At 39.4% G+C, this 20,016-nt stretch carries 13 protein-coding genes; 3 read left to right on the top strand and 10 right to left on the bottom strand.

The features are described from left to right. Nucleotides 1–269: 269 nt before the first annotated feature. On the bottom strand, nt 270–1,202 hold the full coding sequence (locus tag ACTJKC_RS01225; protein WP_440789549.1) for an HD domain-containing protein: 933 nt from the start codon (nt 1,200–1,202) through the stop codon (nt 270–272). A 145-nt stretch (nt 1,203–1,347) separates the two neighbouring features. On the opposite strand from ACTJKC_RS01225, the gene ACTJKC_RS01220 reads away from it, so the two are divergent. Both ACTJKC_RS01220 and ACTJKC_RS01215 read left to right on the top strand, forming a co-directional pair. Beyond that, entirely contained in the window at nt 1,348–2,001 is a 654-nt protein-coding gene (locus ACTJKC_RS01220; protein ID WP_440789547.1) for a TetR family transcriptional regulator C-terminal domain-containing protein, read from the top strand. A gap of 6 nt (nt 2,002–2,007) precedes the next feature. Continuing rightward, a complete protein-coding gene (locus ACTJKC_RS01215) occupies nt 2,008–3,315 on the top strand; it encodes an ABC1 kinase family protein (protein ID WP_440789545.1) in 1,308 nt (435 codons plus the stop codon). 170 nt (nt 3,316–3,485) lie between these two features. Here ACTJKC_RS01215 and ACTJKC_RS01210 read toward each other — a convergent pair whose 3' ends face one another. Next, the gene (locus tag ACTJKC_RS01210; RefSeq protein WP_344850929.1) at nt 3,486–3,842 is read right to left on the bottom strand and encodes a response regulator; all 357 of its coding nucleotides are present in this window, start codon (nt 3,840–3,842) and stop codon (nt 3,486–3,488) included. A gap of 269 nt (nt 3,843–4,111) precedes the next feature. Here ACTJKC_RS01210 and ACTJKC_RS01205 point away from each other — a divergent pair, with 269 nt between their 5' ends. Further along, complete coding sequence (locus ACTJKC_RS01205) at nt 4,112–4,714, top strand: GIN domain-containing protein (protein ID WP_440789543.1); 603 nt, start codon at nt 4,112–4,114, stop codon at nt 4,712–4,714. Between the two features lie 447 nt (nt 4,715–5,161). Here the strand turns inward: ACTJKC_RS01205 and ACTJKC_RS01200 are convergent, their stop codons facing one another. The 8 genes from ACTJKC_RS01200 to ACTJKC_RS01165 all read right to left on the bottom strand — a co-directional run bounded on the left by ACTJKC_RS01200 (nt 5,162) and on the right by ACTJKC_RS01165 (nt 20,016). Then, nucleotides 5,162–7,483: a GAF domain-containing protein gene (locus ACTJKC_RS01200; protein WP_440789541.1), complete on the bottom strand. Its 2,322-nt coding sequence runs from the start codon at nt 7,481–7,483 to the stop codon at nt 5,162–5,164. A gap of 243 nt (nt 7,484–7,726) precedes the next feature. After that, nucleotides 7,727–11,332, bottom strand: coding sequence for a BamA/TamA family outer membrane protein (locus tag ACTJKC_RS01195; protein ID WP_440789539.1), 3,606 nt, complete (start codon nt 11,330–11,332; stop codon nt 7,727–7,729). Nucleotides 11,333–11,582: 250 nt separating this feature from the next. Beyond that, on the bottom strand, nt 11,583–12,494 hold the full coding sequence (locus ACTJKC_RS01190) for an SdiA-regulated domain-containing protein (RefSeq protein ID WP_440789537.1): 912 nt from the start codon (nt 12,492–12,494) through the stop codon (nt 11,583–11,585). 249 nt (nt 12,495–12,743) lie between these two features. Continuing rightward, nucleotides 12,744–14,783 carry a polyphosphate kinase 1 gene (gene ppk1, locus ACTJKC_RS01185; protein ID WP_440789535.1) on the bottom strand — a complete coding sequence of 680 codons (2,040 nt, stop codon included), beginning with the start codon at nt 14,781–14,783 and terminating at the stop codon, nt 12,744–12,746. Beyond that, nucleotides 14,783–15,997, bottom strand: a complete 1,215-nt coding sequence (locus ACTJKC_RS01180; protein WP_440789533.1) for a Pycsar system effector family protein — start codon at nt 15,995–15,997, stop codon at nt 14,783–14,785. The genes ppk1 and ACTJKC_RS01180 overlap by 1 nt, the downstream gene beginning before the upstream one ends. Nucleotides 15,998–16,408: 411 nt before the next feature. Then, on the bottom strand, nt 16,409–17,515 hold the full coding sequence (locus ACTJKC_RS01175; RefSeq protein ID WP_344850921.1) for an AAA family ATPase: 1,107 nt from the start codon (nt 17,513–17,515) through the stop codon (nt 16,409–16,411). After that, entirely contained in the window at nt 17,502–18,209 is a 708-nt protein-coding gene (locus tag ACTJKC_RS01170) for an RNA ligase family protein (RefSeq protein WP_344850920.1), read from the bottom strand. The genes ACTJKC_RS01175 and ACTJKC_RS01170 overlap by 14 nt, the downstream gene beginning before the upstream one ends. Nucleotides 18,210–18,849: 640 nt before the next feature. Then, nucleotides 18,850–20,016, bottom strand: a complete 1,167-nt coding sequence (locus tag ACTJKC_RS01165) for an efflux RND transporter periplasmic adaptor subunit (RefSeq protein WP_440789530.1) — start codon at nt 20,014–20,016, stop codon at nt 18,850–18,852.

Below are 20,016 nucleotides of genomic sequence, written 5' to 3'. Positions count from 1 at the left end.
ATTGTTAGTGATGCTGTCATCTCGACTGAAACGCAGTGGAATGCATGCCCGTACAGGCGGGGAGAGAACTATCTTGAGAAAGATTTAGCTTCGCTGAGCCTTCGGGTTCTCGGCAGCGTTACACTCCGCTCGAAATGACGATAAATTCAGGCATTATTCCAGCCATGATCCTTCGACTCCAATCAGGATGACAAAACGCATTTAGAACAAATTTACCTTACGCCAATTTTAACGCTAACCGCTTTACGCCATTCGCCGAACGCCCATCACTATACCAACAGCGCATTCAACTTTCTAGTTTTAATCTTTGGTACTGCACCATGGCGCATAAATTCTGCAAAACCTTTTAATTGTTTTATCGATTTAATGGCTTCGTAACCTTCGTAAGTTGTTCTGATTTTGTTCAATAACATGGTATCTGTTTTAAACATATCACTTTCAACCAGTAAGCCCTTATCCAAAAATTTCTTAATCAGCTCTGCTATTTTCCCGTTGGCATACAGATGGAGTGGCAACTTAAACACTTCGTTGTTCAACTTTTCGAAAGCTTCGTTAATCCATGCTACCTCAGCTTCATTGTTCACCGCAATTTTTCCATCTTTTAAAACTACGGCAGTCAAAAACTCTCGTGCCCGCTGGCGCGAAATAATGCCACCATGAACACCATCACGCAAGGTATAATCTAAACGATCGGCACATAGCGCAGGTAAAGGCTGCTCCAGAATATCAAAGCTTCCATAAAGAATCTGGTTAATATCGTACCCATATTTCAATAAAACATCCGGAATTTCAGATTTACATAAAATCTCCGCAAAAACCTTTTCATGATAATCTTCATCCGTGTTACCAAAAACATAATCGCCCACATGCGAAAATGCCGTATGCGAAATATCGTGTAATAAACCGGCAATCTGCTCAAGCTCCGGGCCACCCAGCATCCTGATCAGCATGGTTACGCCAATGGCGTGTTCCAGGCGGGAATGGGAAATATCAGGATTTACCAAAAATATCGCACCACTTTGATGTACACCCGCCAGCCTTTTTAAAGCATCAGTATTTAACAGATCAGAAAAAACATCAGGCAATTCCATTTTACCGTATAAAAAATCATTTAACTGGATCATATTATCTTGCTTAGTCAGGGAATAATCAGCAACAAAAATACTAATAATTTTAGCTTTAACTAAATTAATTATCAACATTTATATGTTATAAAAACTAAATAAAATAGCTAAAAACCAACTTTCAAATATTTTGAAAGCTATTATTACATTTTTATGATCGACAAAAGTGCAGGCATGAAAACAAGCAAATAAATTAAACGTTATACTTGTAAAAAACAGCTATATGGCAACCGCTCAACAAATTAGAACAGCATATTTAGACTATGTTTTAACCAACAATGAAAAACCTAAATCGGTTTATGTTTTTGTTAAAAAACTTAAAATTACCGAGGCGGATTTTTATCAGTTTTTTTCTTCTTTCGAAAGCATAGAAAAAACCATCTGGTTTGAACTTACTTTCGAAACGATCAGCAAAATAAAAGAACAGGAAGTTTGGCTTCAGTACACGGCGAGAGAGAAAATGCTTTCTTTCTTTTACAGCTACCTCGAAAACCTGAAAAATGAACGCAGTTTTGTGATTTATAGTTTAAAAAACCACCGTGGAAAATTTTCTACACCCGATGTACTGGCTGGGGTAAAACCGATTTTCGAAAACTTTGCACAGGAAATTATAGATGAAGGTTTGGATAGTGGGGAACTTGCTGAGCGCCGTTTTTTGACTAAAAGATACAAAGATGCCTTATGGATCCAGTTTGCCTTTATTGTTAACTTCTGGATTAATGATGACAGTGAAGGTTTTGAAAAAAGCGACGAAGCGATTGAAAAAGGCATTAACGTTACTTTTGATCTTTTTCAGCACTCGCCAATCGATAATTTGCTGGAATACGGGAAGTTTTTATCAAGGAACGGGAAGTTTGCAGATAAGATGAGGTTTTAAGCATAGATGAAGACACAAAAAAGTATTCCGACAACCAAGGTAGAACGTTCGGCTAAGTTTGTAAAAACCGGTATCCAGATCGGGGGCAATTACATTAAACATTATTCTAAAAAGCTGTTTAATCCTGAAATGGACCGCGAACAGCTCAACGAGGATAATGCGACAGATATCTATAAATCGTTGAGCGAATTAAAAGGCAGCGCCTTAAAAATTGCACAGATGCTGAGTATGGATAAAAATATCCTGCCAAAATCTTATGTAGATAAATTTACCCAGTCGCAGTACAACGCCCCACCCCTTTCGGGTCCGCTGATTGTACGCACGTTTACCAAAAACTTCGGCAAAACGCCTGAGCAGATTTACGACAATTTTAACCTTACATCAAGTAATGCAGCTTCAATTGGCCAGGTGCATCAGGCCACGCTTAACGGCAAAAAACTTGCTGTTAAAATTCAATATCCAGGTGTGGGAGACAGCATTTCATCTGATTTAAAGCTTGTTAAACCCTTTGCCTTTCGTTTGTTGGGCATGTCGGAAAGGGAACTGAGCATTTATATTAAAGAAGTTGAAGAACGTTTACTGGAAGAAACTGATTATGAGCTGGAAGTAAGGCGTTCGGTCGAATTTTCTGAAGCCTGTAAAAACCTTTCGCATGTGGTATTTCCGAAATATTATCCCGAGTTATCCGGAAAACGAATTATTACCATGGACTGGATTGAGGGGTTACATTTAAAGGAATTTTTGCAAACCAATCCTTCGCAGGAATTAAGAAATAAAATCGGTCAGGCTTTGTGGGATTTTTACAATTTCCAGCAACATGAATTAAGGGCGGTTCATGCTGACCCGCATCCGGGCAATTTTATGATTACGCCGGATGAAAACCTGGGTGTGATAGATTTTGGTTGTATTAAAGAATTGCCGGATGATTTTTATCACCCGTTTTTCTCCCTGATCTCAACCGATGTGATCAACGATAAAAATAAAACAATTGATGCGTTTAGAAAACTGGATATGATCCACGCAGATGATTCGCCTGAACAGATTGAGTTTTATTATAAATCGTACCGTGAAATGATCAGTTTGTTTGCAAAGCCTTATACCAGTTCAACATTTGATTTTAGCAAGCCGGATTTTTTTGAGCAATTATATATGTATGGCGAAAAAATTTCGAAAATGCCAGAATTTAAGCAGGCACGCGGGGTAAAACATTTTATTTACGTTAACCGCACCAATTTTGGCTTGTACACCATTTTGCATGAGTTAAAAGCAACAGTTAAAACGGATACGTTTAAGCCTCATGTTGGTATGGAGTAAATATAAAGACTGGATTTTATTGAATTTAATAGTCTGCGGGAAATCGTCACTCCTAACCCGATAGGTATCGGGTTGATTGATAATCTTAAACTTATTACATTAAGATTCCTGACTTCGCGGAAATGACGAATGAAATCCGTCCTTCCAGGAAATAAATTATTTGCCTGATATTAAGCGTTTTTCTTCACCACTTCAACCATATGATCAATGTCAAACGGTTTTTCGATGTAATCATCTGCTTTGCAGTCTTCTGCCTGCTGAGGTAAGTTATTTGATGTGGAAGTTAATACGGCCGATACATCTTCCGTTTCGGGATCAGATTTAAGTTCTTTAATCACTTCTGATCCTTTCTTTTTCCCTTTGATGTGATCATCTACAATTACTACATCAGGTTCAATTTCATCTATCTTCTCAATAGGTTCAGTACTTAACGATGCGGTAACATCGAAACCTTCCTCTTCCAATACCTGGTCCATAATATCTAAGATATCTTTATTATCCTGAACAAGTACAACCTTTTTCTTCATAAATAAGCAGACTAAAATCTCTTTAAAGATAAATAAAAAGAATAACCGAATAACGGTTCTTAAAATATTTTACAATTCAAATGTAAATGTTGCAGGGTTTCGTCTTGAATTAAAGCCTGTTGGTCGAGTATTACCTGTTGATTGTATAAAAGGGTTAAATGTGCTGCAACGTTTTCCTGTTACCGGCGTCTTATCTACAAAACATAAACAAAAAGACTTAAACATTTAAATAACAATTAATTAACATTTAATTTTTAAATAAAAATATTATGAAAACCTCAATCAAAACCCTAATCGCAACATCTTTAACAGCAATCGTTTTATCTTCGGCTGTATTTACAACAAGTGTATCGGCAACCGAAAAAGAGCCTGTAAAAATTTCTAAAATAGCGGCTTTTAAAAGAATTTCTGTAAAGGGAAATGTAGAACTTACCATCGTTCAGAGAAATGTAGCTGGTGTTTCTTACACTGATGATAATACCGGAACAGCAAAAATTATGCAGGATGGTGACAATTTAAAAATTACCTCTACCAGCATTGAGAAAACCAAATTGACCGTTTATGTAAGCGATATCTACAGAATTGAAGCTTCAGAAAATGCAATTGTTAAAACAGAAGGAAAATTAAGTACAAAATACCTTCAGATCTTTTTAAAAGGAAATGCCCATGCCGAAATTAATACGAACACCGAAGGTTTATACACCGTAATTGCTGATGAAGCTGATTTAAAATTAAGCGGATCTACTGATAACCACACTTTGGTGATGGGTAACTCTCAAAAATTAACAATCGACAGGTTTGCAGCTTTGAAAACCAATATCAGTTCAATAGAAACGGTTGCAATTGAAAAAGAAATCGCAGCAATCAATTAAACATAAACACACAGAAGAAACAAAAAAGGCTTTCTGATTTAGGTCAGAAAGCTTTTTTTTTAATGGATGATGGAAAAATGTAAGATGGATGATGGAATGATAAATGTTTATTAGTAGGCACGAGCAACAAGTTTGTTATTGCTGAGAAGGCTTTTTTACGTTTGTTATGATTAGTGTAACGAAGAATCTTGATCTGTACAATTGGGCCCTGTATTTCATCGCTTTCGGATTCTTCACTGCGTTCAGAATGACGTTTTTACCGTCAATTTAATTGCTTAACAAAGCTTGATTGAATAACTGCTAAAGAGACACGGAACACATGGATTAGCTTTTTGCCATTTCTTTCTTTTCTTTATAGGTAAAAAAAATCCTTTGGCATTAACCAAAGGATTTAATTTAGTGAAGACACCCTGAATTTATTTCAGGGTCTTTATAACAAAACGATCATTATCTTTGCAGCACCTTAGCGATCTCTTTCTCGATAGATTTCAGCTCTTTTGGTTTCAGCTTTTTTGCAACATCAGTTTTGGCAGTTGTTTTATTCTCTAAGTATTTTACACCTACCCTTAAAGCTTTCAAACCAGAAACACCTTGCAGTTCATCCAGTTCCAGTTGCTCTAAATCGTCGTTTAAATACCCCTGCACCTGCATGTACTTGATGTACTCCATATATTCTTTGGCTTCTTCAGGATTGAAATACACCATGGCAATTTTATGGGGCTGTGTTAAACGTTCAGTTGTACCTTTAATTAATACTTTATCGATACGTTTTTTCACCACCTCGTAACGGATGTTATAGGCACCTTCTACATCAAAACGGCGTTCATCATTCCTAAAGCTGATATCGATCGCGTTTGAGTGAATGAAAATCAACTGAGTGGTTTCCAATGAACGCGGCATTTCGCTGATTAATCCTTTTGATAAACGTGCAATATCGACCATGGAAGTTAACTGCCACAAACGGATATTTTTTAAATACAACAGATCAAAAGGTTTATCAGGTGCAATTTCCTGACCAATGTAAATGTCGTATTCTACACCATCCGTCCTGAATTTAGCAAAATAACAAGGATATGAAGCCTGTAAATTTGCCTGCGATTTTTCGAGGTACTGGCTCACTTCAGTATTGATTAACTGCATGGAAACCTCCAGCTGCCTGCGGTTGGCAAAGGCAGCACCTGTTTGAGGCACAATTACCTCAAAATAGCGGTCTACAAATTCTGCAGTTGCCGGATAGTTCCCTTTTATAATCGATAAAAACGGATAAACCTCCATCTCTAAAAACTCGTTCAGCTTGTTTTCTTCGTTTGAAGAAGCAAAATTTCCGATCTGTTTGATCCAATCCTTACAGTTGAACAACAATTTATCGGTAAGCTCTAAAGAAACATGCTTACGGATAGATTTCAAAGTGTTAATCAGGCTGTTTAACTGCACCTCCATATCATCCTTTAAAGCCTTATTACGCTCTATAGTTGAATTACGGATATCAATGGCACCAAACAACGGGTACATGTGTTTAAAGGTAATTGTTTCAATTTCCTTTAGTTTCTGGTTTCCGTTGTTCTGAAGAAAATGCCAAACGGCTTCGTTAAACTTCCATTGAACTGAAGGTTGCAAAGCGGTAAATTTATCCATCAAAACCTCATCCATTTTGGCATCAAACTCTTCGATACTGTATTGGAAAAGCTGACCAATTAAAGGCATAGCCGGACGTAACCTCGACAACAGTTTATCATCAACCAACACTTCCTCTTCTGAATAAACCTCTAAAACACCAGCCAACTGGTTATTGTAATAAATTGGCAACACCGAATAAGAACAAACGCCAGCCGCTTTTAAAACCCTTAAAAACGGATCTTTGGTAATCTGATCGTCGTTAATGGCACTTACAAAAATTGCCCGCGGGTTTTCTTTGTATTTTTCTACCAGCGAATAAAAAACTTCCTCTTCAAGATTGGATGATTTTGCTGAATTGATTAACATGCTTTGCGAAAACTCCTGATTATCAAAAACCAGTTTGTTGTTCACGGTTAAAAAAGGCATTAAACCAAATTCAACTTTTCCATTGCCGCTCAGTGTTTTTAAAGCATGTATTACGTGTTTATAAGCCTCAGTCTGGTAATTGTGATCAACCAAAGCATCACGGATTCCATCGATAGCATGTTGCAGCGTTACATCTGTAATGGAAATAATGCTAAAGCCCTCGAAATGAAAATTATTCAATGGCAAATGCTCCACCAAATATTCCAGTTCGGTTTCGCCCTGAAAATGCCTGCCCAGTTCTTCGAAATTAAGTTCAGGCAGATCGCCCTTATGCAGAATATCTACAAATTTAGTATCCGTTTGGATATTGTAGTATTGCGTAAGTTTAGTTTCGGGGTTGATATGGGCATAAATGATCTCGTTTTTCAGTACCGGGGTAAAATTATAAAAACGGCCTAAAATAACATTATAGATAAACTTAAGCTGTTTTTTCTCAACCGGTTCGTTATCTTTTGTTACCTTATTTTTAGGATCATGATCCTTAAAAAATCTGTAGAATGCATTGGTACTAAAGAAAATCTGATCCGGAATCGGGGTACTTAACGCCCAAAACAAATCATCTTCGTTATCCATTAAAGGGGTTAGAATTGTAAAAATTAATTCTAAGGTATCTTTATATTTAGATAATTCTTCGGCACTGATGTTGCCAAGCAGCACATCGTCTTTTTCAATTTTTTGAAGTAAAAACCTGTAAAACTCTGATTTTACCGATTTTTCTGTTTTCAACCTGCCTTTTAGATACTCCACAAGGGGTCGGAAAGACAGAGAAGATTCTACCTGGCAATGAATACATTCGTTTTTGTGTATCTGTATTACATTGGTATTCATTGTATAAGTTTTGCTATAGTGTAAAAATTATAGTTATCTGTTTAATTACTAATTCTTTGCAAAGATACACACTCGTTAAAGCAATGTTCGTCTGCTGAACGTAATAGTTGGATATTACATCTATAAATATGTTACACAAATTTAGTACCTAAAATTAAGCGAAACGTATGGATACCAGCCATCTGAAGAATGCCCCATTACAAATCGCACAACCGTGAGTGATGCCGGAGCGAAATAAACGCCCCCTCCTACGCCGTGATGCCATATTGTTGATGCTTCGTCACGTTTCCATACCCTGCCAACATCATAAAAACCCAGTAAGCCAATTTGTCCGGGTAAAACGTAACTTACCAGGTCGCCGAGCTTTGCCCTAAGCTCTAAGTTGTTGTGAAACATGTGTTCTCCGGCAAACCTAAACTGGCGGTAACCAAGTAAATTGCCTTGCCCGCCCAGGTAAAGTGCCTGATAAAAAGCGGGTTTACCAACGGTTACCCCACCGCCAAAACGATCTGCCAAAATGAAGTTTTTTCTGCCATCAAGATTTTTATACAAGGCAATGCTGGCTGTAAACTGCCCGTAAGAATTAGAATATTGATTTACACCTTTATAACCCAGCAACTTAAAATCAACATAACTTCCCAGCGTTGGTAACAGGTCGTTATCACGGGTATTGTTGGTAAAATTAACAAATGCGCCTGCAAACATCTTTTCGTTGCGGACAGTTAATGAATCAGCCGAATGTAACAGTGATGGATTTTCGATAAAACGTCCGTCGTTATCTTCTTTATTGTATTTATAATATTGATATGACGGACCAATGCTTAAAGTAGATTTTGGCCTGCGCCACCTGATGGCAGCATCAACCTGATAGAGGTTATAACGTGCACGGTAATATCTGATGTCATCGCCATGCTCATCAAAATGGGTTTCATTGCCCAAACCAAAGAAATTCTGGGTATTGTTTGGTGCAAAAGCATCGGCTTTTACCACAATATCGCCTTTACCCAAAGCTTTTAACCATTCGCCTTTATAGTTGAACCTAAAAGCTCTTGTAGAAAAGGAATGGAGGAAAGAAACGGTTTGCGAATTGCCATAAGGCTGTTTCCTGAAACCCGGATTGGTTTGTTTGTAGATTAAGCCCAGTAATACCCCATCATCCTGATTGTAACCGGCATTTAGCAACCACGAATTGCGGCGATACATATCTTTTGGGATATAACTGAAGTTCGAAGTATCGTTAGAGATTATTTTTCTGATTTTATCTGCATCATCACCGTTGTAGGTGGCTTTATCTTTTCTTCCGTATAACCTTACCAAGCTGTTGCTGTTGGCGAAATCGTAAACTTTATTGCCTTTGCCACCTATGATTCTGATTTTGATGTTAGAATTTTTATTGTTCAGGATCAGGCTATCGTTTCCGTTGTGCATGTACACCCTGATTTCTCTGGTTACTTTCGGATTAAATTTCCTGTCGAAGAGTTCATCTTTGATATTTCCTTCTTTGGAGATTTTATTAATTTTCACCCTTAAACCGTTATCATCTGCATCAGTAATCCGAATCAGTTCATTTTTATTGGTTACCTCGATATCCACAACGCGGTTAAAGAAGTGATAATACTGGTTCATCAGTTTTGGCAAAGTGGCAATCCTGTTGCGCATTTGTGCCAGAAAGGCATCATGATGTAAGGAATAACTTGGCTCAGGCAATTTTTTCAATGCTTTTTCGAAAACGGCATCGTTATAATTTGCACAGAAATCTTTTACAATCTGATCAAATTCTTTTTCATCAATATTGGCAGTCCAGCGGCTGCTGATTTCCCTGCCTTCCCATAAAAACCAATTGATGTTCTGGATGCCACGTTCGTAGCCCTGCATCATCGGTAATAAGGAAGATGACTGTGTGTAACGTTGTAAAAAGCCATCCGACCTAAAAAATACCTGGTCGCGGTCTCTCGGAACCGGCGAATAAACGGAACCATCTTTGGTTTTGGTTTCTTTCCACCGCCATTGGTCTTCGTGCCTGTCCCAATCGCCTAATAATACATCAAATGCCCTTGCCCTTACCCAGGCCGGGCCATCCAGTTTATTGTCGTTATCGTCAGTGAGCTTTTTATCCATTTTGGGAGAACTATCTGATTCTCCGGTTGGTTCACGCTCTTCGAATAAACATAGAGTATTGGCAAAAGCGGGTTCAAACTCCCCTAAATTATCATCGGGAGAAACCCAGCCGATAACCGGATTGCTGTGTGCAATGCCTCCTGCTTTGGCCAGCTCAGGCACCACAAGCGCCGAAAAGGGGTGCTGTGCCGACATGTTATCTTTAATTACATCTTTGGCAAAAGTTTCGCGTAAGGCAGCAGGTAATAGCACTTCAGGGTATTTTTCTACGCTGCGCAATACATATTCTTTACCGTTTTTATCTTCTAAACGCAATGAACGCGATTGATTGCCTCCACCACGTTGGGTAGCTTTTAAACCACCCATCATCTGGGAAACCCGCAGCACAGGAACCTTTGTTTTTCCAGCATATTCTTTACGGTAATTTTCGCCAAAAACGTACCGGTGGAAACGGCCAACACTATCATATTCTGGCTTGATGCGCACAAAAATGCTATCTGCGGTAATCGGTTTATCCCTGTTGCGCACTTTTTGGGGAATGGTTTCGAACTTTTTAATGTAACTGTAAACGCGTTTAACACTGGTATCTGAATAGATATAATATTCGTAGCGCATGTCGTTATTTTTCAACTGATCGGCCACAACATACCCTTGCTGCATTTCGTGGAAAAGAGAGGTTTTACCTTCTTTATTAGGCGACACTTTTGATCCTGAACCGCTGATGATCTGCAATTGTTTTCCTTTGATTAACTGCAGCCCATGCTCATGGCCGGCAACGTAAGTTACATTTGGATAATCGCCAAATACACCTGTTACGGATTTGATCATATCTTTATAAGCCGGGTGATTTAAATCTTCAGGGCTTAACAAAGTGGAACGAAGCAAAGGATAAACGGAACCCAAAACCGGTAAAGGAATGTAGAGGTTTTTATTTAACGAGGTTAATGGAAAAAGGTGGTTTCTTAAATTGAAATAACCCCCATGCGGGCCATAACTCTGAAATGGATGGTGCGAAGCGAGAAGGATTACTTTATCTTTATTTTCTTCGAGCAACTGTTCCATCCTCACCAAAACCTCATCCTTGGTACGGCAATCGCATTCGCCATTTGGATTAGCTTTGTTATACGGAAACAACCACCATTCGCTATCGTAGGCAATAATGGTTAGTTTATCGGTTAGTTTTATAGCTACAGGATCGGGACAGCCGTTTTCGGGAATCAGTTTTAATAACGGATCGTTTTGTGCTTTCAGGTAATCATCCTGCGCTTTGATTTTTGCCAGTCCTTTTGGTCCGGATTTATCCCAGTCGTGGTTGCCAGGAACAAAGTAAACCGCAGCGCCCATTTTACGCATCGGTTCGAACTGCGAACGCAATATTTTTTTTGTTTCTTCTTCTTCTAAACTTCCCGGCAGGCCCATTCCGGTAGGGTAAATGTTATCGCCGAGGTAAACTACGGTTGTTTTTTTGGGGAGGATCTGTTTTGCCGCATTTTTTAAATCCTGCATTTGGGCAGGGTTCATTTCGCCTGCATCACCAAAAAGAATTACTCGGTATTTTACATCATCCTGCGCAAAGGCAATGTAATTGATTAAAAATAAGATGGTAAAAAGGGTAAATCTTTTAATCATAGTGTAGCATTTGTATAAAGATAGTTATTTTAAATTATTTTGTTTTCCAAGCATAACGTTAAGTTATCACTCCTCTCTGGTTACCGTAATTTCGAGCGGAGTATAACGCAGCCGAGAACCCGAAGGCTCAGCGAAGCTAAATCTACCTCGAGATAGATCTCTCCCCGCCTGTACGGGCAGGCATTTCGCTACGCTTCAGTCGAGATGACGGTTTATCTACAAGATGACGAACATTCAAGAACACCAAACCTTATTTCTTAACTTTAAACAACAAAATATTACCGGCGGCCAGGGTTCCGCCTTCGTTAGAGATGTACAGGTTATTATCACGATCAAATGCAATGCCTTCGGGCTGGTTAAATAAGCCCGGATCTAATGCCTGAGTAGCTTTAACTTTAAAATCAGCATCGGTAATCACCAGCAGTTTATTTACGGATGAAAGTACATACCACTCGTTGGTTTTTGGGTTTTTAGCCAATGCTGAAGGACGGAACCTTGATTTTGAGCTTCCTGATGCTTTTTCGATTGCTTTGTGCGAAAGGCTAAATTCTCCGGCAGCGGTTAACGATCCATCATCGCCCACTTTAAAGCCATAAATGCTGGATGCTTTGGCTTTAGAATCGGGTTTACTATCCTTTGTTAACACATAAATCATGTTATTTTTTTCATCAGCAGCCAATCCTTCATACTCCGCTTTAGGTACAAGATCTTTGGTTTTGGTTACATTGGTAGCTTCTGGCTTGCTCAGTTCCGAAATGGGGAAAGTATGCAGTTCGCCATTGCTTTTTAATACAATGAAATAATTTTTGATAATGGTAACATCTTCATAATCGCCTTTGCCGCCAAATTTAGTAAACTTTGATTCTTTATCGCCCAGGCCTAAATGGAAAAGGTCTCCATCTTCATCCTGAATGGCAAATACTTCTTTGGGATCGCCGTTATGAAATACAATACCCGAAATTTCGAAAAGATTATGCGGCATATTGTATTTTACGGGGTTGGCCAGATCGTAAGGGAAGTCCGGTTTTGCTGCTGCATTGGTTGAGGTTGCTTCGGTTGTATCGCCTTTTTTATCATCGCGGTTACCGTTTACACAGGATACACTAAAAAAAGCAGTGGCAATTAAAAAGCTGGAGGCAAGAAAAGTTTTATTGTATTTCATAAGGGTAAAATTTAATTGTCTGTCCATGGTCTGTGTCTCACAGACCATCGGTAAAAGTATGTGGTCCGTGGAGACACGGACCACGGCGTTTATTATTATTATTTTTAACCACTCACCCGTCATCTCGACCGTAGCGGAGAGATCTATGAACGATTAGTTATCGCTTGATAGATTCTCCATTTTGCTTCGCTTCAGTCGAAATGACGATCACTGTGGTTCATGTGGACACGTACTACGGCCCACGGCGCTTTATTTATTTTTCAAAAACTCGTAAATATCATGCTGGGAAGAAACAAGAACCCCGCCAGTTTTAACCGGAATATTATTCATGTGTTCATCTATACAAACGGCCTGAACATTATCCTGTTTCTGGATTTCAATCATTTCTATCATTTCCTGTTTAATCTGCTCATTATAAATGGGAAAACAAACTTCGATCCTGCGGTATATGTTGCGGTTCATCCAATCGGCAGAACCCATATACACATCATTTTTACCCAGGTTATGAAAGATAAATACGCGGCCATGTTCTAAATAACGATCAACTATGCGGGTAACCTTGATGTTTTCGCTCATGCCTTTTACCCCCGGAATCAGGCGGCAGATGCTCCTTACAATCATATCAATCTTTACGCCGGCCTGCGAGGCTTCATAAAGTTTATTGATCAGTACTTTTTCTTCAAGATTATTCATTTTAATGGTAATGCCCGAAGGTTTTCCTTGTCTGGCATGTTCAATTTCGCGGTCAATCAGCTCCAGAAAAAGCGTTTGCAGGTTAAACTGCGCCACGAGTAAATGCCTGAAATTAATCAGATCGGCAGCGCTTGGTTTAACCCTTTTGGCAAGGAAAATAAAAAGCAGTTCCACTTCACGCAGCATTTCCTTATTGGCCGTCATTAAAATATGATCGGTATAAAAGGCAGCTGTACTTTCGTTAAAGTTTCCGGTGGCAAATAAACCCGAATAATGCATCCGGTCGCCTGTTTTTCTTTTAACCAGGGCCACTTTGGCATGTACTTTTAAAGCGGTAACACTGTAGATGATATCAACGCCAACCTCTTTCATTTTTTTAGCCCATTTGATGTTGTTGGCTTCATCAAAACGAGCTTTAAGCTCTACCAATACAGTTACTTTTTTACCGTTTTTGGCCGCGCTGATGAGTGCATTTACAATTTTAGAATCGCTGGCCACGCGGTAAAGCGTCACATATATTTCACGTACATCTTCATCAATAGCGGCTTCGTTAAAAAACCGCAGCACACTGTCGTAACTTTGGTAAGGGGTATGTACAATGATGTCGTTTTTATAAATGGCCTCGGTTAAGGAGCCCTCAATCAGGTCGGTATTGCAGAGTTTTGGCCAGTTTTGGTTGGATAGTTTTGGAGAATTAACCGGAAAACCCATAAAATCTTTCAGGTTATGGTACTGCCCACCCTCTATCCTGTTGGCTTTTTTAAGATTGAACAATTTTTTGAGCAGTTCGAAAACATTTGCCGGTATGCCTGGCTGGTGAAGAAAACGTGTGGCCAAACCTGAATCACGTTTCAGCAATTGTTTCTCCAGCTGATCGGATAAACTGCCAGAATATTCATCCTTCAGGTCGATTTCGGCATCCCTTGTAATTTTAAAACTGTAACATCCGGTAATTTCTCCTTCGGGGAAAATCCTGTCCAGATGGAAACGAATAATATCATCCAGAAAAACAATGAAGGTTTCTTCGCCTGCTTCTACCTTATAAAAACGCGGCAACTGACTGGAAGGAATATTTAGAATTATCGTTTCGGTTTCTTCGTTCTTTTTTAAGGTAATGAGAAAATAGAGTTCGTTATTGGAAGGAAAAAAATTGGTATCCTGGTTAATATGAACGGGCTGTAAAAAGGCCATCACCTGACTCAAAAAATACCTGGTAACGCTTTTCCGGATTGCTGTTGGAAATGGTTCACCATATATTAGATTGATTTTATTCTCTTTAAGTCCGGGAATAAGATCCGACTTGAGTACTTTACCGTAACGTTGTTGCTGATCAGAAATAAGCTGATTGGCGGTATTCAATAAATTATCGTCGATTTTGATGTCGTTATCTTCTTTATTGCTCAGTTTTTCAAGGGCAAGCAGCACAGGCATCCTCACGCGGTAAAATTCATCGAGGTTGGAAGAAAATATAGATAAAAACCTGATCCTTTCTAAAAGCGGAACGGTTTTACGTTCGGCTTCCATTAAAATACGCTCGTTAAATTTTAGCCAGCTTAAATCCCTGTTGAAAAAAGCGGTTTTGGTTGTTGTTTCCATTAAAGTTTTCCGTACGCTGCGTATGCAATTACAAATGCCAATACTGCTGCAATTAAGCCAAACATGAAGATATTATAAGCCAGGCGGATCAGTTTATATTTGCGGCCCAACACCACCCCTTGCGAGTACACATCGGTAATAAGTGTTCCGTATAAAAAATCTTTATCGTTCATTACCTTAATCATGCCTTCGGTATAACTTGGCAGGCTCATTTTATAAAAGTTACCAAAAAACAACAGGTTTACTTTTTTCTTGTCCATATCTTCCTGGGTAAATTCTCCTTTTGGAATAGATGGACGGGTGGATAAAATGGAAACCACCACACAGGTTAAACTGACCATCAATAAAATAAAAGTCGGAATAATCAGGTTGCCGTGATCTTCTAAACGCCTTAACAATAAACTCACGATCAACGAAAGCATGATGGAGTTTACGGTAATGAGGATATGTGCTTTATTATCGGCCATATCGCTCAGGCGCTGGTTATTGGCCGAAGTAATCCTGAACATGGTTTCGATACCTTTATCAGGCCTGTCGTCTTTATCCTTTTTCTTTTTGTCTTTAATAATTACCGGCGCAAAGTTTTTAGGTTCTTCGAGTTCGGTACTGATTTCTTCCTGCGAGGTGAGCTTACTTTTCAGTTTTTCGATGTTTTTCTGTTTCTGATCGCTCAACAACAAATTGGCATAATCGGTATGGTAATGGTGCGACTCCATAAACTGGATATCTTTTTTGCGCCATTCGAGTTTACTGATGTCTTTTTTATAAATCAGTTCGTTTTCCTTGTGCATCAGTTTTCCTTTAGCACGGAAATCGGGCAGGCCTAAGTGAAAAAGGTCGGCATCACAGATGATTTTATCGATTTCGTTTTTAGGTTGCTGTGGAATTTTAGTTGCTAAAATAGCGCTTTTCACGCTATCGCGTACTTCCTGGTGTACCTTATGTTTGGCTAAAAAATCATCGGCCAGTTCGGCCCCTTTTGCTTCGTGGTTTAAGGCATCTTCAAAATAGCCGGTATCATGAAAATAGGCTGCAACGGTAACGGTAAAAAAATCCTGCTCGTTAAGCTGATAGTGATTGGCGATCTGCTGAGCCGCGTTTACAACTTCCTGGGTATGCTCAAAATTATGATAAACCAACCGCGGATCGTTATGGGTATGGAAGTAATCGCTAACGTGCTCTTTTACATCTTCCTGCAATTGTTTATAGTTCATGAACGTAAATATGGGGGTAATAATAAGTTATTTTGGGGAAAATGCATTGTTGTAAAATGTTTTTTAACTTAAATTGTTTTGATTTTTTATGATTATAAAATTACGTTTATTTTTTGATGATGGAAATAGTTTGGAGTTGGAAGTCTTCAGTCCGGAGTCCGAAGTCTATAGTCCGGAGTCCGAAGTCTATAGTCTTAAATCAAAAAGTCGTCATCTCAAATGAAGCACAGTCCCGAATATTCAGGAGAGATATCTATCTTGACAGATTTCCCGATTGCGTTGCACTCCGCTCGAAATGACGACCGTATAAAGATCCTGAAATAAATTCAGGATGACGTATTGCATTGAGCAATAGCCAGTTTTCAATGACCAAAACCAATGACTAATGACTAATGACCAATGAAACATAAATCATTTCACACAATACTCTACTCGATGTGCTTCCCATAAAGCCGGCACTTCGAGTTTATAAACTAATCTTTCTAAAACCGCTGCAGGCACAATGGCATCACGGTTTTTATTTTGGCTGTGCAACTGCTGATAAGGCACTTCGATATACTCGATGCGCACTTTTGCTCGGTACGAATTGAATAGTTCTATTAGTTGCATCCGCATCTGGCTGGTGGTATTGGTGGCATTCCAAACAAACGATTGCTGTTTACGGAGGTAAACCCTGGCCTGTTCTTTCGCTTCCTGAATTACCTGTCCGTTGCCTTTTTTATCCGTTGGCGATATCCCTCTTTTAATACGTATGGCATCAAGCGAGATTACCGGCCAATCTTTATAGTGCTGTTTGATAAAGGTATCTTTTCCTGCACCAGGTAATCCACTCATTAATATCACTTCAGCAACCGACTGTTCGAAAGGGATATAATCTACAAAAGCATCATCGTGCTGTAGATAATACATTTTAGCTTCATTAGAGGCAAATTGCCGGGCGTTACCCCAGCAATTGTGCTCTTTACAAAACTCTTCGAAACAATTAATCCGATACAACATCTCTTCCTGATCGCTGCAGATCCGTCCTAACATATCAGCGCGTGCCAACAGCGCCAGCCATTCGGTATTAACCTCCATACTGGCTTTAATGAGTGCTTTAAGCGGATCAGGTTTTTCGAATAACCAAATTGGTAAACCATGGTACCTCACCAGGCCTACTATCTGCTCGCGGATAGCGAAAGGCGTAAATCCGCCCATATAAAGCAATTGTCTGGCAAATTGAGCTCCTTTACGCGCATGTCCGTTAGAGGTGATGCTTCCATCAGTTTCGAAAACAGTGGTGCTGTATTTTTCCACATCGTGCAATAAAGCTGATGCCCATAAAATTTCCTGATCCTGCTCTGACAAAGCCTTATAAGCTTCCTGACTTTCTAAAGCAGCCAAAACCATCTGCGTATGTATGGCCACATTTCCTTCGGCATGGTAGCGCGAATCCTGCGGCACATCGTTCATTCTTTTTACCCAATCGAAACGATCTTCGAGATCATTCCATTGTTTGTTTTTACTAAAGGTCCACATGGTTACCTCCTTCGTTTAATAGCGATGCACGTTTCCAGTTTCTGGTCCAGTGTTCATCTGTTTTAACATGCCCTTTTCTTACGTATTTAAATACGTTTTGAGCAAAATCACCTACTGAGTAACCATCAGCGTTGCGGCTAACAATGCCTTCCATTGTTGTTTTGCTTTTGTCGTATACATCATAGGGATCAAACGTACCCGAACCTGTAACGAAGCTTAACATTTCCTTTTCAAACTCTTTCTGATCCACCGGTGCAGGTTCTGTTTTCAAAACCGGAACGGTAGGTAGATCTAATAAATTTGCATAAAACTGTGTTTCCTCCCAGCTCAACCAACGCTCATTTTCGCGGATACCGAATACATAATAATGATGTTCCAGTTTCTCGTACCTAATGGAATGGATAGCATAAAGGTTCTCTAAAAAGAATTCGAGATCGCCCAGATCGTTTTTGATCAGCTGCCAGAACCGCCTTAGGTTTTCTGTCCAGGGTGAAGTTGTTGGTGCTGCATGCGAGCGGGCGAAAACGCCATATTTGGAGAGACAATTGTTTTCTCCATCCAGTTTTTCGGTATGTATAAGTATTGAGATCTGTTGTATATTGTCCCAATAGTCGTGCTGTATCCTGTCGTCGCTCGTTGTTCCCGGCGAAAACGGATAATGATAAGTACGACCATATTTTTGTGAAATAGCCATATTGTAATCAGTAAAATAAAAGATAAACAGTAATTACTCCCTCCCCGGATGGGAAAGGTCATTTTAACATTGATGTATAAATGAAATTACATGACTCAAAGACTTATATTGTTAATACGGAAGCAAATGTAGGGAAAATTGTTGGGAGTCAATAAAAAAGTCGTCATCTCGACCGAAGCGCAGTCCCGAATATTCGGGATAGATCTCTACTGACTTAACTATTATAATTTGTCATTCTGAGTGCAACGAAGAATCTTTACTATTTCCTTCAAGATTTTCAAAAATCACTCAATTAATAAAAGATTCTTCACTACGTTCAGAATGACAGAAAATAGATCCTGAAACAAGTTCAGGATGACGTATCGCGTTGGATTTGGGCATGCACAGTAATCCCTGAGCGGAGTAGAAGGGTAAACAATTAACCATAGTCAGTTTACAGTTGGCAATTTGCAGTCACCAGTGAACTAATGAACAAAAGAAAGTAGTCCAAAGTCCTTAGTCGCCAGTCCATAGTCAGTTACCTCCTGAGCGGAGTCGAAGGGTAAACAATTAACCATAGCCAGTTTACAGTTGGCAATTTGCAGTTACCAATAAACTAATGACCAATAAACTAATGACCAATAAACTAATGACTAATGAACTAATGTTCTTCGCCTTCTTCCTCTTCGTTCTTCACTTTACTCAACAAATCATAAGCGCCTTTTACCACCACTTTAGGTTTGTTTACCTTTTCTGCAAATGATACCTGCGTATAGCCATTTTCGGCAACATCTGTTTTCACTTCCATCATGCGGTAACGATAAGCCTGTTTTGAGGCCGATTGCTCGATAAATACATATTTTTTGCCTTCAAATTCTACAATAGCGGCATCGGGCAAGGCTTCAACTTTGTTGGCACCGCTTTCTACATATGCTTTCAGGTACATGCCCGGGAGCAGTTGCGTATCTTCCTGATCGAGGTGGCAATGCACCTGTACAGTGCGTTCTTTACTAATCTCCCTGCCAATTAAATGTACCGTTGCCATGCGTTCTTTTTCTTCGTTGGCTAAAGTAAAACGCACTTTCTGACCGATTTTAAGTTTAGGCACATCTTTTTCGAAAACGGTAAGTTCGGCATGTAAATGTTCAGTATCGGCAATTTTAAACAGTTCATCAGTCGTACTGGCAAAGGCACCAATATTGGTATTTACCTGGGTAACATAACCTGCCATTGGCGCATACAGGTTAAAAGTTTTTAAAATCGTCCCTTTTTCCAATGCTGCGAAATTGATATTGATTAACGAGAGTTTAGAGCGCTGCCCCATTAACCTGGCACTTACACTCTGGTATTCGCTCCTGGCCTTTTGAAGTGCTTTTTTGGAATTTACATTTTCTTTGGCCAGTTCTTCCTGCCGGTCCAGCTCCTGTTTTAAAAACTGCAGCTGACTTTTATAATCGAGGTAATCCTGTTGCATCTGGATAAATTCGGGATTTTGCATCACAGCAACCAATTCACCTTTTTTCACCCTCATTCCCTGAAGCATAGAAGTACTCTTCACAATCCCTTCTAATGGTGTGGAGATGGAAACCAGGCTCTGTGGCGGCAAATCGAGCATGCCGTTTACCTTGGTTGTGCCACTCAGTTCTTTTAGTTCGATTTCGCCCAGGGTAATTTCAGCCAGTTTATGCTGTTCAGGCGTTAAAGTAACCACGTCGCTTTCTTCATGAGCGGCTTCTTTTTCAGGCGCTTTTTCTGCTTCAGGACTCCCACAGGCGCTGAGGTACAGCGCTAAAGTTAACAGACTTAAATATTGATATATGGATTTCAT

Origin of the sequence: Pedobacter sp. 22226 (assembly GCF_052045455.1) — a bacterium.
GTDB lineage: Bacteria > Bacteroidota > Bacteroidia > Sphingobacteriales > Sphingobacteriaceae > Pedobacter > Pedobacter jeongneungensis.
The sequence above is the reverse complement of the archived record's forward strand: the minus strand, read 5'-3'. Positions and strand labels throughout refer to the sequence as shown.